Source organism: Sulfitobacter sp. SH22 (assembly GCF_965641905.1).
Classification (GTDB): domain Bacteria; phylum Pseudomonadota; class Alphaproteobacteria; order Rhodobacterales; family Rhodobacteraceae; genus Sulfitobacter.
Genome location: NZ_OZ282573.1, coordinates 3,101,434 through 3,114,442, shown reverse-complemented (window position 1 = coordinate 3,114,442; position 13,009 = coordinate 3,101,434). Strand labels below are relative to the sequence as shown.

At 58.0% G+C, this 13,009-nt stretch carries 13 protein-coding genes; 3 read left to right on the top strand and 10 right to left on the bottom strand.

Annotated features, from left to right (window positions below; genetic code table 11):
- Nucleotides 1–73 precede the first annotated feature (73 nt).
- From ACSQ13_RS17250 to dapE, 5 genes are all read right to left on the bottom strand, one after another.
- On the bottom strand, nt 74–1,306 hold the full coding sequence (locus ACSQ13_RS17250; protein ID WP_295513139.1) for a lytic murein transglycosylase: 1,233 nt from the start codon (nt 1,304–1,306) through the stop codon (nt 74–76).
- A gap of 79 nt (nt 1,307–1,385) precedes the next feature.
- A complete protein-coding gene (gene rnr, locus ACSQ13_RS17245) occupies nt 1,386–3,653 on the bottom strand; it encodes a ribonuclease R (RefSeq protein ID WP_295513140.1) in 2,268 nt (755 codons plus the stop codon).
- 3 nt (nt 3,654–3,656) lie between these two features.
- Entirely contained in the window at nt 3,657–4,259 is a 603-nt protein-coding gene (locus ACSQ13_RS17240) for a TIGR04282 family arsenosugar biosynthesis glycosyltransferase (RefSeq protein WP_176248828.1), read from the bottom strand.
- Nucleotides 4,256–4,678, bottom strand: a complete 423-nt coding sequence (locus ACSQ13_RS17235) for a GNAT family N-acetyltransferase (protein WP_295513142.1) — start codon at nt 4,676–4,678, stop codon at nt 4,256–4,258. The genes ACSQ13_RS17240 and ACSQ13_RS17235 overlap by 4 nt, the downstream gene beginning before the upstream one ends.
- The gene (gene dapE / locus ACSQ13_RS17230) at nt 4,675–5,820 is read right to left on the bottom strand and encodes a succinyl-diaminopimelate desuccinylase (RefSeq protein ID WP_176248826.1); all 1,146 of its coding nucleotides are present in this window, start codon (nt 5,818–5,820) and stop codon (nt 4,675–4,677) included. The genes ACSQ13_RS17235 and dapE overlap by 4 nt, the downstream gene beginning before the upstream one ends.
- A 273-nt stretch (nt 5,821–6,093) precedes the next feature.
- Between dapE and ACSQ13_RS17225 the strand changes: the two genes are divergently transcribed.
- Both ACSQ13_RS17225 and ACSQ13_RS17220 read left to right on the top strand, forming a co-directional pair.
- Nucleotides 6,094–7,674 (top strand): Hint domain-containing protein, encoded by a 1,581-nt coding sequence (locus ACSQ13_RS17225; protein WP_295513144.1) that lies wholly within the window; start codon nt 6,094–6,096, stop codon nt 7,672–7,674.
- A gap of 3 nt (nt 7,675–7,677) precedes the next feature.
- A complete protein-coding gene (locus ACSQ13_RS17220; RefSeq protein WP_176248824.1) occupies nt 7,678–8,772 on the top strand; it encodes a Hint domain-containing protein in 1,095 nt (364 codons plus the stop codon).
- Here the strand turns inward: ACSQ13_RS17220 and ACSQ13_RS17215 are convergent, their stop codons facing one another.
- The 3 genes from ACSQ13_RS17215 to dapD all read right to left on the bottom strand — a co-directional run bounded on the left by ACSQ13_RS17215 (nt 8,773) and on the right by dapD (nt 10,314).
- Entirely contained in the window at nt 8,773–9,111 is a 339-nt protein-coding gene (locus ACSQ13_RS17215) for a hypothetical protein (RefSeq protein WP_176248823.1), read from the bottom strand. It lies immediately after the preceding gene.
- Between the two features lie 61 nt (nt 9,112–9,172).
- Entirely contained in the window at nt 9,173–9,424 is a 252-nt protein-coding gene (locus ACSQ13_RS17210) for a GlsB/YeaQ/YmgE family stress response membrane protein (protein ID WP_176248822.1), read from the bottom strand.
- Between the two features lie 62 nt (nt 9,425–9,486).
- Nucleotides 9,487–10,314: a 2,3,4,5-tetrahydropyridine-2,6-dicarboxylate N-succinyltransferase gene (dapD, locus tag ACSQ13_RS17205; RefSeq protein WP_176248821.1), complete on the bottom strand. Its 828-nt coding sequence runs from the start codon at nt 10,312–10,314 to the stop codon at nt 9,487–9,489.
- Nucleotides 10,315–10,454: 140 nt separating this feature from the next.
- On the opposite strand from dapD, the gene ACSQ13_RS17200 reads away from it, so the two are divergent.
- A complete protein-coding gene (locus tag ACSQ13_RS17200) occupies nt 10,455–11,297 on the top strand; it encodes an LOG family protein (protein ID WP_176248820.1) in 843 nt (280 codons plus the stop codon).
- Nucleotides 11,298–11,321: 24 nt separating this feature from the next.
- On the opposite strand, the gene ACSQ13_RS17195 is transcribed toward ACSQ13_RS17200, so the two are convergent.
- Both ACSQ13_RS17195 and rlmN read right to left on the bottom strand, forming a co-directional pair.
- On the bottom strand, nt 11,322–11,534 hold the full coding sequence (locus ACSQ13_RS17195) for a hypothetical protein (RefSeq protein ID WP_176248819.1): 213 nt from the start codon (nt 11,532–11,534) through the stop codon (nt 11,322–11,324).
- A gap of 221 nt (nt 11,535–11,755) precedes the next feature.
- Entirely contained in the window at nt 11,756–12,931 is a 1,176-nt protein-coding gene (gene rlmN / locus ACSQ13_RS17190) for a 23S rRNA (adenine(2503)-C(2))-methyltransferase RlmN (protein ID WP_176248818.1), read from the bottom strand.
- Between the last annotated feature and the right edge of the window lie 78 nt (nt 12,932–13,009).

Here is a 13,009-nt window from a genome sequence, read left to right as displayed (position 1 = left end):
GCCCCTTCCAAATGGACTAAAATCCTCGCCGAAGGCATACCCAAGACCCCTCAGGGTCTTGGGTTTTCTTTTGCTACCGCGCCGCGCGCACGCTGTCCAGAAACCGGGGGGACGCATACCCGTCAGGCAAAAGCCCCTGCGCGACCTGAAAATCCCGAACAGCATTGATCGTCAGCGGGCCAATCTTGGCGTCGATCTTTACCGTATCAAACCCAAGCGCCGTCAGACGTGTTTGCAACTCGATCCGCTCATCAAAGGTCAGCGCCCTGTCTTGCACCGGCCAGCCCTGTGCGATCGGCTTACTGCCTGCAATCCGGTCACTTAAATGGCCGACGCCGATCACATAGGCATCTGCCGTGTTGTACCGCTCGATAACCTCAAAATTCGAAAAGATCATAAAGGCAGCACCCTCGGCACCGCCCGGCAACAAGATCGACGCAGGTCCATGGTTTGGCACCGCCTTGCCCGAAACCCCCACGACCCCAAGCGCCGCCCATTCCTCGGGGGCTTTCAGTATCTCGCGATTGGCCAACAAATAGTCGAACCCGTCCGGCAGCGTCACCTCGACACCCCAGGGCTGCCCCAGCGTCCAGCCAAAGTGCTTGAGATAGGCCGCGGTGGATGCCAGCGCATCACGCGGGTCATCCCCCCAGATGTCGCGCCTGCTGTCGCCCGTAAAATCAACCGCATAAAGCTGAAAAGATGACGGCATAAACTGGGTATGCCCCATGGCCCCCGCCCAACTGCCGGTCATTTGCGCAGGGCTGGTATCGCCCGCCTGCAAAATCCGTAGCGCGTCCATCAGTTCTGCCTCGAAAAACGCCTGCCGCCGCCCGTCATAGGCCAGCGACGCGAGTGATCTGATCGCGCTATCCCTGCCGCGAAACGTGCCATAAGCGCTTTCCAGCCCCCAGATCGCCACAATGACTTCTTTATCGACCCCGTATTGCGCTTCGATCTTTTCCAGCGCCGCCCGCTGGCTCTCAAGCGCCTTTTTACCGTTGGCGATCCGCAAATCCGAAGCCGCTGTCTCCAGATATTCCCAAATCGTCTTGGTGAACTCCGACTGGTTGCGATCTCTGCGAATGACATTTTCATCGTAAGATACGCCAGCGAACGCGGCATCGAACACATCAGCCTTGATACCCGCCTCCAGCGCCCGTGCGCGAAACTCAGCGATCCACAGGTCTAACCCCGCATCGCTGCCCGCCTCGACCTGATCGGGTGTTGTCTGCGCCACAACGGCATCCGCGCCTGCCCCCAAGGCAAACGCAGCGGCCAACACCCAAACCCTTGCATATGTCATCCAGCCAACCCTCCACCTGTCGCCCGAATCCTACCGGCAAGCAGGCGCAGCAGAAAGTCCCTTCAGCGGCATGGGCAAGCTACTGCCGAGTCCGCTTTACCTTGCGTTTGACCTTATCCGCCTTGCGTTTGGCTTTGACGCCTTTGCGTTTCGGATTTGTCCGCCCGGCAGGTCCACGACCGCCCCGCCCGCCTTGCGGCAGTGCCTTGCCTTCCAGCGTCAGCAGCTCAAGCGCGATGCCGCCCGTGACGGGAACCGCCTCAGTCAGGCGCACGGTCACGCGCTGGCCAATGCCGATCAACAGCCCGGTATCCGACCCCATCAACGTGTTCGCCTCAGCGTCGAAGTGGAAATACTCCCGCCCCAAGGCCCGCATCGGCAGCAGGCCATCGGCACCGGTTTCATCCAGTTTCACAAAGGCCCCGAACCGGGCGATACCGCTGATCCGGCCCGAGAATTCGTTGCCCACACGTTCGGACAGATAGGCCGCAAGATAGCGGTCCGTCGTGTCCCGTTCCGCTGTCATCGACCGGCGTTCGGTGTCCGAAATATGCGCGCCAGTTTGTTCGATCTCGTCGATATCCTGAGGTGACAGGCCATCCTTGCCCCAGCCATGCGCGGTGATCAGCGCACGGTGCACCAGCAGATCAGCATAGCGCCGGATCGGTGACGTGAAATGCGCGTAAGACCGAAGTGCCAGACCAAAATGCCCGATATGTGCCGGCCCGTAATAGGCTTGGGTCATCGACCGCAGGGTCGAAATGTTGATCAGCTCCGCATCATCCGTGCCAGCCGCATCGTTCAGCAGCTTGTTCAGATGGCGTGTGTGCAGCACCTGGCCCTTGCCCAAGGTGTATCCCGCCGCTTGTGCCGTTTCGCGCAAGGCGTCCAGCTTGGCGACCGATGGTTCCTCGTGGATGCGAAACAGCAGCGGGGTCTTTTTCTCCAGCAGGGTTTCGGCAGCGGCGACATTTGCCAGCACCATGAATTCTTCGATCAGCCGATGTGCGTCCAGCCGTTCCTTGAAATTCACCGACTTCACTGTCCCGTCAGGGTCCAGCTCGATCCGCCGCTCCGGCAGATCAAGGTCAAGCGGCTGACGGTCGGTGCGGGCCGCCTTGAGCGCGGCGTAGGCTGCATAAATAGGCTCTAGTACAGGCTCTAACAAAGGGCCTGTACGATCATTCGGGCGTCCCTCGATCGCGTCCTGGACTTCTTCGTAATGCAGCGATGCGGGGGACCGCATCAGACCACGATGAAAACTGTGACCGAGCTTTTTGCCTTGGGCATCCAGCACCATCCGCACAGCGATACAGGCGCGTGGCACGCCTTCGTGCAAGGAACACAAGTCACCCGACAAACGATCCGGCAACATCGGCACAACACGGTCGGGGAAATAGGTCGAATTCCCCCGCTTGCGCGCCTCGCGGTCCAGCGCAGATCCGGGCGTGACATAAGCAGCCACGTCCGCAATCGCGACCCAGACCACATGACCACCCTCGTTTTTCGGGTCTTCGTCGGCATGGGCGTAACAGGCATCATCATGGTCACGCGCATCCGACGGATCGATGGTGATCAACGGAAGGTCACGTAAATCCTCGCGGCCTTTCAGGCCAACGGGCGTGGCTTCGTCAGCCTGCGCCATCACATCATCGGGAAATGCATCAGGGATACCATGCTGGTGAATGGCAATCAGCGACACCGCTTTGGGCGCGGACGGGTCGCCAAGCCGGTCCACGATACGCGCGCGGGGCAGGCCCATACGGCCCTTGGGGCCCGCCTGCTCTGCCTCGACCAATTCCCCGTCTTTTGCGCCATAGGTCGCATCCACGGCGACGGTCCATTCCTTGTCGCTGCCCTTGTCGATGGGAATTATACGACCGCCTTCGGTCGCCTTGCGGAAAATACCCAGCACCCTTTGCGGGTTTGCACCAATGCGGCGGATCAGCCGTGCCTCGTAATGGTAATCCTCGCCCGTGACCAACGTCAGGCGGGCCAGAATGCGGTCCCCTGCCCCCAAAGCCGGGTCAGAGGCACGCGGAATAACCAGCACAATGGGTTCAACCCCTTCGCCTGCCCATTCCATCGGTTTGGCGAACAGATCGCCGTCCTTGTCAGGCCCGGTGATCTGCAAAACAGACACAGGCGGCAAACGGTCAGGGTTGTTATAGCTGCGTTTGCGCTTTTCCAGATGGCCGTCTGCTTCCAGCTCTTTCAACACACGCTTAAGATCGATACGCGCAGCACCTTTGATCCCGAAGGCCTTTGCGATGTCACGCTTGGCGGTCAGGGTCGGATTGGCGGCGATCCAATCAAGAATTTCGGGCTTGGATGGTATTTTGCTCATGCATTACGAGGTAGCACGCGCACCCCGCTTCGTCATGGGCAAATCGTCGATTGTATCAACGTCTTGCAAAGTCGCGATTTGGGTGATGCGATGATCCGGCAATGTGGCGATCGTATCAGCCAGCGCATGCTGCGTCGACCAACGCACACCCGTGAACAGCTTGGGCGGAACAGGGCGCATACGTTTCAACCCAACCAGCCAATAGCCACCATCCGGCGCAGGCCCGAAAACAGCATCATGACCGCCCAAGGCACGAAAGGCTTTCGCGATTTCCGCGCGATTGATACCGGGGATATCCGCCCCGATCACACAGACAGGCCCCGGTGGCATCCCCCGCAACATGCGCCCCATACGGTCGCCCAAATCGCCACGGCCCTGCGGCACGCGCGCCAGATGCGCGGGCCAGACACGACTGGCAAGGCCCGCGCGATCAGGGGCAACGGCAAGCATCACGTTCCAGCGCGGGTCTTGAATGTTGCGGATCAAGCGGCGGGTTTGGTGGCGAAACCACCATGCCGCAGCCGTCATGCCCAGATCACGGCCCAAACGGGTTTTCACCCGTCCCGGCCGTGGCTCTTTCACCATGACAACCAGCGTCCCCTTCAAAGGGGCAGCACCATTTCGCGGTGATCTATGCCCGCATCGTCAAAGATCGGCCCCTGCGCGACGAAACCCAGTTTCTCATAGAACCCCAATGCGTGAACCTGCGCGCCCAGCTTGGCGGTTGTGACACCGGAGTGCTGGCGTGCCACATCAATCGCAGCGCGGATCAGCGCCGCGCCGAGCCCCGTCCCACGGTGCGCCTTTAGCACGCAAACCCGACCGATCTTGGCGATATCGCCCTTGATCTGCATGCGGGCCGTTCCGATGGGCAGGTCATGTTCCGTCGCAAGAAGATGGATCGACGACCCGTCAAGATCATCCAGTTCTTCGGATTCGGAAACGCCCTGTTCCTCGATGAACACAATCCGGCGCAACAGATGGCAACTGGCAAGGTCCTGGGTCACGGCAATGTCCAAGCTCATGCGAAATAATCCTTTAGAATCCGCGAATAAATCCCCTTGAGCTGGTGAATTTGCGCGACTTCCACGTTTTCATCGACCGCGTGCATGGATTGCCCGACAAGGCCGAATTCGACGACCGGACAGTGGTTTTTCACGAACCGCGCGTCAGATGTGCCCCCGGTCGTGGACAGTTCAGGGGTCACGCCTGTTTCGGCGGCAACCGCCCTGGACACCAGATCAGACAGCGCACCCGGAGGCGTGATAAAACTTTCCCCCGAGATTTTCACCGTTAGTTCGACAACAACGCCGAACGCATCGCGAATGGCAGCAGCCTGCGTTTCCAGCCATTCGGTCAGGCTGGCACCGGAATGGGTATCGTTAAAGCGGATATTGACCGTGCCACGGCATTCGGCCGGAATGACATTGGTGGCAGGGTTTCCGGTATCAACCGTGACCACCGCCAGCGTGGAGGGGTCAAAATGGTCGGTCCCATTATCAAGATTGTGCGACGCCAACTGGTCCATCAGGCGCATCATCGCGGGCAGCGGATTGTTGGCACGGTGCGGATAGGCAGCATGGCCTTGCTTGCCGATAATGCGGAAATGCGCGTTCAGTGATCCACGGCGGCCGATCTTGATCATCTCGCCCATTTTGTTGGGACATGTGGGTTCGCCAACCAGACAGACATCCATCCGCTCGCCCGCTTGTTCCATATAATCCAGCAGCGCCAGCGTCCCGTCGACGCCTTCGGCCTCTTCATCGCCGGTGATGGTCAGCACGATCGACCCGTCCGGCGGCGTGTCACGCACGAAATCAACCGCAGCCGCAGCAAACGCCGCGACACCTGATTTCATATCCGTTGTGCCGCGCCCGTACATGATGCCGTCTTTGATCTCGGCACCAAAGGGGGGGTATTTCCAATCCGCCTCGTTGCCGACGGGCACCACATCGGTGTGGCCGTTAAACCCGAAACTGCGCGTATTGCCCTTGTTGCCCCACCGCGCGAACAGATTCCGGATGCCGCCGCGATCCGCCCAAGCACAGTCAAAGCCAGCACCGCTTAGCAAATCGTGAAGAATGTCCAACGCCCCCGCGTCAGCAGGTGTCACCGAAGGGCATTTCACCAGCTTTGCAGTCAACTCGACAGGGTCAATCTTGGGCATTCTCGGATCCTCTACACATGTTTTCTGTTCATTTCCCTACACTTGTGGCGAAAAAAGCGCGGTGCCAAGGGGGATGGCAAGGAAAAGATTAACACTCAGTAAATTTCCGTGCTATCATTAGAGCAATAAATATACCCGAGGCAGGGCATCAGCAGGCATGGCACCGGAAAACCGGGTCATCCATCAAAAATAAAAACTGACCAAACACGGGATCAATCCGTGATGGATCATGCTGAACTGCGCTGTCTCGTTTACGCTTTGGGGTAACAGGCAATGGTAGCAGCATCTGAACTTCCGATTGAGACAATGCGCGAGGGCACGACCGCCCTTGATCTTGCGCAGACCATCTTTGGCAGCGGCGTCACCGTTATCAGCGCAAGCTATTCCGGCGATATCGACAGCGCGGGCACCTATTCAAATGCAGATACAATCGCACCCGGCGTGGCCCCGAGCGACAGCGGAATCATCTTGTCGACGGGCGACGCCCAGGATTTCACCAATTTTTTCGGCTCTTCGAACCAAAGCAACAGCACCTCTACCAATACATCGGGCATCAACGATAACGCACAGCTGAATGCCGCAGCAGGTGCCAACACCTACGATGCCGCGATCCTGGATGTTGATTTCATACCCACCAGCAGCCTGATGACGATGCAATTTGTTTTCTCGTCCGAAGAGTATCCGGAATTCCAAAACTCGATCTATCAGGATTTCTTTGGCGTGTGGATCAATGGCCAAGAAGTTCAACTGGCCGTCGGTGACGGCGACATGGACCCCGGAAACATTAACACTGCCAACAACATCAACATGTATGTTGATAACACCAACGATGCCTACAACACCGAGATGGACGGCTTTACCATCACGATGACGCTGACCATGAATGTCATCCCCAACGAGACCAACTCCATCCGGATCGCCATCGCCGATGTCAGCGACTCGGGATATGATTCAAACCTGATGATCGCGGCCAATTCGGTCCAGACGGATCTGGTCGCCCTGACGGACAGCTTCGCGGTGTACCCGAACGGAACCAGAGTCGTTGATGTGCTTGGCAATGATGTCAGCGCCAACAACAGCTTGCTGACGATCACCCATATCAACGGGCAGGTCGCGGCTGTCGGCGCGCAAATCCTGCTGCCCACGGGCCAGTCTGTTACCCTTAACAGCGATGGAACCTTGACCGTTGACGGGGACGGTGACACCGAAGATTTCAACTTTACCTATACGGTCACAGATGGCGTCGAAACAGATATTGGCATGGTCAATGCCAGTTCCATTCCCTGCTTTGTGGCGGGCACGTTGATTGCGACACCCGATGGCGAACGTCCAGCCGAAGACTTGATGCCTGGCGATCTGGTATTGACCCAGGATGACGGCCCGCAACCCTTGCGCTGGATCGGGACGCGCACAGTTGCCGCCACGGGGAAATTCGCGCCGATCCATATTCATGCCAATACTTTTGGTGAACATCGTGATCTGCTGGTATCGCCGCTGCACCGGGTTTTGATCCGGGATAATCTGGCCGAAATACTGTTTGGCGAGGCCGAAGTGCTGGTCGCCGCCCGAGATCTGGTCAATGACGCCACCGTCACACGCCGCGAAGGAGGGCAGGTCGAATACGTACATCTGATGTTTGACCGTCATCAGGTGGTCTTTTCAGAGGGTCTGGAAACCGAAAGCTATTTGCCCGGCCCGCAAACCTGTGAAAGCTTTGAGGCCGAAACAATTGCGGAAATCTGTGCGATCTTCCCCGAAATCGACCCTAAAACGGGGCAGGGATATTCTCAGGCGGCGCGCAGGACGTTGAAACGGTTCGAGGCCGGCATTCTTTGTTCCGGCATGGTGGCCTGACCGATGACCTGGATCGCATTGGCAGATAAAGACGACCGCCGGTTTTCCTGCTTCGGGATCGGCCACGACAAACGGGATGCCCCAGTGTGCGGCACCCAAGATGACGACCTGCTGACCAGCGGCAGTATCATGTTCGAAACGCGGCAGGCCCCCGATGGCAGGCCGCAGCTTTTGCTGGGGTACAAGTCGACATTCCCATGGCTTCGCAGCCTGACATTTCAGGCGATTCCGGGCGGTGGTGTCGCCTTGGTGCAGGTGCAGGGCAACGATATCACCCATGCCGCAATCCAGCACAAAGACAGTGGCCGGAATGAAGTGCTGCGCATTACCTATTCGTGGGACAGCACCGCGAAATGGGGCCGCCTTGCCATGGAACACCCCGAAAGCAATCGCGTCGTAACGGTGCCTGTTTGCAACCCTAAACCGATCTCGATCGAAGACCTGCGCAATATGATGCTGGGCCGTGGCGATCAGACGTTTTCATCCGATGTGATCTTTGCAGCACTTTCCAGCAGGGTCGAACCGATCGGCCCGATGCCATCGCTTTTGCCATCAACGCCGCTTGCGACGCCTTGGGGGTTCAAGCCGCTGTCGCAGCTCAAACGCGGTGACACCGTGATGACGCAGGATTCAGGCGTAGTGCCTGTGCTGGAAACCGTTTCCAGAACGGTCCCGGCGCGCGGCAGCTATGCCCCTATCCGGTTACGCGCGCCCTATTTCGGCTTGCAACAGGATATCGTCGTTGCCCCCGACCAGCGGCTTGTTATCGATGGGCCAGAGGTCGAGTATCTTTTCGCCAAAGAGGCTGTGCTGATCCCCGCACGCCATCTGGTCAACGGGTTTGCTGCCTTGCAAGAAACCTGCGGGCCCACGATCACCTATTCGCAACTGTTGCTGCCCGCCCATGAAACGATGCTCGCGGCAGGTGCCCCTGCGGAAAGCCTCTATATCGGTCGCCTGCGCCGCCAGCCTGTGCACATGGCCAGCAGCGTTCTGGCCGGTTTCGACCGCAACCTGCTGCCCGAACACGGTCAGCCGGCGCATCCTGTCCTAAAGTGGTTCGAGGCAATCACACTCGCCAGCCGCCGCGCCGCCTGATCAGTCGAAAAACGGCGTCATCTGCGCAATAATGACCGAGTTCTCGTCCAAAGCCCGTGCCATCAAGGCGCGTTCTTCTTCGTCGATCTCGTGGCCCTCGGCCTCGCGTTCAGCCAATGTGCCATAGCCGGTCACATCCAGCGGGTTTGTATCGGCCTGTTTCAGGATCGCGACGGTTTCACGCACGGCTTCGGCCTCGTCTATGCCAGAGGCAAAGCACATCAGCGCGGCACCCGTCGCCTTGTCCGGCAATCCGTCACCTTCTTTGCGCCCGATTTCGACCAGCAAGGTATAGACCTGCTGGCGTGAGGGTTTTTTGGGTTTCTTCTGGTCAGACATAAAAAGGGCCACCGCAATGAGATGCGGCAGCCCTATCGTGTTCTGAAGCGTCTGAAAAGGGTCAGCTGCGGCCGCGCAGCGCGCGCCAGACCCAGATCACCAGACATGCGCCGACCAAACCCACAAAAAGTTGGGTCAACCAAGCGTCAGCGGCATAGATGTCGAGCAGCCCAAGAATGAAGTTCAGCACCACAGCACCGATGATCCCCAAACCGATGTTCGAAAATATTCCGGTATTCGCCTTCATGATCATGCTGGCAATCCAGCCCGCAAGACCACCGACGAAAATCGATCCGATCAATCCCAGTCCCATAAGTGCTTTCCTTTATATGCGCTTTGGCAGTCTAACCGCCAAAGGCACCATTTTGTTCCGCGTTAGTCGCGCAACAGTTCGTTGATCGACGTTTTCGAACGGGTCCGTTCATCCACGCGCTTGACGATCACGGCACAGTACAGGTTCACGCCATTCTTTGATGGCATCGACCCTGCAACAACAACCGAACCGGCAGGAACTTCGCCATACATGACTTCGCCGGTGTCACGATCAAGAATCTTGGTCGACTGGCCGATGAAAACGCCCATGCCCAGCACGGACCCTTCGCGTACGATACACCCCTCGACCACCTCGGACCGCGCCCCGATAAAGCAGTTGTCCTCGATGATTGTCGGGCCCGCCTGCATGGGTTCCAGCACGCCACCGATACCCACACCGCCGGACAGGTGAACGTTCTTGCCGATCTGCGCGCAGGACCCGACTGTCGCCCATGTATCAACCATTGTACCGCTGTCGACATAGGCACCGATGTTCACAAAGGATGGCATCAACACGACGCCCGGCGCGATATAGGCCGATTTGCGCACAACGCAGTTGGGCACAGCGCGGAAACCGGCTGTTTTCCATTCGTCGTCGCCCCAGCCTTTGAACTTGCTATCGACCTTGTCCCACCAGCCGGCACCCTGCGGGCCGCCAGTCTGATGTTCCATGTCTTTAATGCGGAAACCCAGCAGAACCGCCTTTTTGGCCCATTGGTTTACATGCCAATCGCCATTTTCGCGCTTTTCAGCAACCCGCAGTTTGCCGCTGTCCAATGCGGCCAATGTGGCCTCGATGGCGTCACGCTGTTCACCTTTGGTGGCAGAAGTGATCGTGTCGCGGGCATCCCACGCAGCTTCGATTGCGGTTTCAAGTTGTGCATTAGACATATGGTTGGCTCCGGAATATGGGGTCAGGTGTTGCGCATGGCTATACCCTCGTCAGGTTGTGCGCGCAATCATAACGGCTGGCGTGGTCATTTGCGTAGAACGCGGGCATGTTAGCGACAAGGATCAAACCGGAGAATTTGATGACCGAACAGACACGCCACCCCCTGCGCGATGCCGTTGCTGACAGCGCCAAGGCCAGGGAAGTCCCGGACACACCACAAACCCGCGCGCCGGCCTATCGGCTGGCGTTTACCGACCAGGAATTTATGGGCCACGATGCCTTGCGTCCGGTCCGGTTGCAGTTGGAACTGCTCAAGCCAGAAATGGGGCTGGATGCGCATGGCATCACATCAACGATCGTGCTGTTTGGCGGCGCACGCATCCCCAAACCGGCAGATAAAGACAAGGCGCGGACCAAGACATTGGCCGAGCTGTCGCATTTCTATGAAGAAGCGCGTGAATTTGCGCGCCTGATGACGTTGAAATCGGTAGAAACAGGCGGCCGCGAAAACGTCATCGTGACCGGCGGCGGCCCCGGCGTGATGGAGGCCGGTAACCACGGTGCCGTGGACGCGGGCGGGCGTTCCATCGGATTGAACATCGTGCTTCCGTTTGAACAGGCCCCGAACGCATATGTCACGCCAGAGCTGTGTTTCAACTTCCACTATTTCGCGATCCGCAAAATGCATTTCCTGATGCGGGCGCGTGCAATTTGTGTGTTTCCAGGGGGCTTTGGCACCATGGATGAAACATTCGAAGCATTGACCCTCATTCAAACCGGCCGCATGTCGCGGGTGCCGTTTTTGCTGTTTGGGCGTGCCTTCTGGGAAAAAATCATAAACTGGGAAGCGCTGGCAGATGCCGGTACCATCTCAGTCGAAGATCTTGACCTGTTTAGGTTTGTTGAGTCCGCTGACGAAGCGATGCACGTGATTGATAACTGGGAAACGGCACCGGCACGGGATTCTTTGCCCGGCAGGTGATTTCACAAGACCAAGCGGTATCGTTCAGGCGCACAGCTCGGCGGGCAACGTACATACTTCGACGTGATGCGGAAGGGTCTCAAGCACGTGACCGTTTTCCGTATCACGCACGCTGTAGCCATAACCGGCCAGACGGTGCTTCCATTCGCGAACAGACAAGGCGCGTTCACGTTCATTGGTGACCAGGGTCATAACCTCGGCAGTCAGGAAGGCGTCGCTCTTAATGATAACAGACATTGGATATTGCTCCTAATTGTGTTGTCGATGGAAACAATATCTTGGGGGATGATGTCTTAAGTTCCGCCGAACTGTGGCAGGCCAAAGGTCATTTCAGGACGTCTTTGCCTTAATTTGCCACCCCCTGAATTTAAACAATTTTCGCCAACCACGGTGCTTCTCTGGCGCGACATCCCAGCGCCAGAGTGGATTTAAACCCGTGTTTAAGGGGGCGCGGGTCCTTAAAGGCCTGCGTCTGCTTCGATCTGCTTGCGCGATTTGCGCGCGCGTTCGGTCGCTGATTTCAGCTGCCCGCAAGCCGCCATGATATCCTCGCCGCGTGGTTTGCGCACCGGGGATGCATAGCCCGCTTTGTAAACAATCTCTGAAAATGCACGAATGCGATTGTTCGACGACCGCTTGTAAGGCGCGCCGGGCCATTCATTGAACGGGATCAGGTTGATCTTGGCCGGGATGCCCCGGATCAGCTCGATCAGCCGATAGGCGTCCGCATCGCTGTCATTCACCCCGTCCAGCATCACATATTCAAAGGTGATCCGCTCTGAATTGCTGACCTTTGGATAGGCCCGCAGCGCCTCGACCAGTTCGGCAATATTCCAGCGTTTGTTGATCGGCACCAGCTTGTCGCGCACTTCGTCTGTTGTGGCATGAAATGATATGGCCAGCTGGCAACCGATTTCCTGCGCCGTACGCGCAATTTCCGGCACAACGCCAGACGTGGACAAGGTAATGCGGCGGCGTGATAGCTGGATCCCTTCGGGGTCCATCGCAATTTTCATCGCGTCGCGCACGTTCTCAAAGTTATAGAGCGGCTCGCCCATGCCCATCAAAACGATGTTCGACAACAGGCGCGGTGCCTCGGTGATCGTACCGGGAACCGGCCATTCTCCCAGATCATCCCGCGCGACCATAACCTGACCGATAATCTCGGCTGCGGTCAGATTGCGCACCAGTTTCTGCGTGCCCGTGTGACAGAACGAACAGGTCAACGTGCACCCGACCTGAGAACTCACGCACAATGTCCCGCGCCCTTCTTCAGGGATGTACACCACCTCGACCTCGTGACCGCCAGCAATGCGCACCAGATATTTGCGTGTGCCGTCTTCTGACACCTGCTTGGTCACAACCTCAGGCACGGCAATCACGAATTTCTCAGCCAGTTCCGCGCGAAATGTCTTGGACAGGTTGGTCATATCCGCAAAATCACGCGTGCCCCATTGATAAATCCACTGCCAAATCTGGCCGACCCGCATCTTGGCCTGCTTTTCCGGCGTGCCATGGGCGATCAAGACATCCCGCATCGCGTCACGCGTCAAACCGACAAGGTTGATCGGCCCCTCCGGCAATTTGCGCGGAATGGTCATGACATCTTGAGTGATCGGCGCGGTCGCAGACATTGGGATTCTCCGGGATGTGGGTGTTTCAGCGGTCTATATAGGCATTCGCGCCCAGATCTAAATGAAAAAAGCCCCGCC

What these genes read in the sequence shown, in the direction of transcription:
- ACSQ13_RS17250 (WP_295513139.1), bottom strand. Translation starts at nt 1,306, where the DNA reads ATGACATATGCAAGGGTTTGGGTGTTGGCCGCTGCGTTTGCCTTGGGG.
- rnr (WP_295513140.1), bottom strand. Translation starts at nt 3,653, where the DNA reads ATGAGCAAAATACCATCCAAGCCCGAAATTCTTGATTGGATCGCCGCC.
- ACSQ13_RS17235 (WP_295513142.1), bottom strand. Translation starts at nt 4,678, where the DNA reads ATGAGCTTGGACATTGCCGTGACCCAGGACCTTGCCAGTTGCCATCTG.
- dapE (WP_176248826.1), bottom strand. Translation starts at nt 5,820, where the DNA reads ATGCCCAAGATTGACCCTGTCGAGTTGACTGCAAAGCTGGTGAAATGC.
- ACSQ13_RS17225 (WP_295513144.1), top strand. Translation starts at nt 6,094, where the DNA reads ATGGTAGCAGCATCTGAACTTCCGATTGAGACAATGCGCGAGGGCACG.
- ACSQ13_RS17220 (WP_176248824.1), top strand. Translation starts at nt 7,678, where the DNA reads ATGACCTGGATCGCATTGGCAGATAAAGACGACCGCCGGTTTTCCTGC.
- ACSQ13_RS17215 (WP_176248823.1), bottom strand. Translation starts at nt 9,111, where the DNA reads ATGTCTGACCAGAAGAAACCCAAAAAACCCTCACGCCAGCAGGTCTAT.
- ACSQ13_RS17210 (WP_176248822.1), bottom strand. Translation starts at nt 9,424, where the DNA reads ATGGGACTGGGATTGATCGGATCGATTTTCGTCGGTGGTCTTGCGGGC.
- dapD (WP_176248821.1), bottom strand. Translation starts at nt 10,314, where the DNA reads ATGTCTAATGCACAACTTGAAACCGCAATCGAAGCTGCGTGGGATGCC.
- ACSQ13_RS17200 (WP_176248820.1), top strand. Translation starts at nt 10,455, where the DNA reads ATGACCGAACAGACACGCCACCCCCTGCGCGATGCCGTTGCTGACAGC.
- ACSQ13_RS17195 (WP_176248819.1), bottom strand. Translation starts at nt 11,534, where the DNA reads ATGTCTGTTATCATTAAGAGCGACGCCTTCCTGACTGCCGAGGTTATG.
- rlmN (WP_176248818.1), bottom strand. Translation starts at nt 12,931, where the DNA reads ATGTCTGCGACCGCGCCGATCACTCAAGATGTCATGACCATTCCGCGC.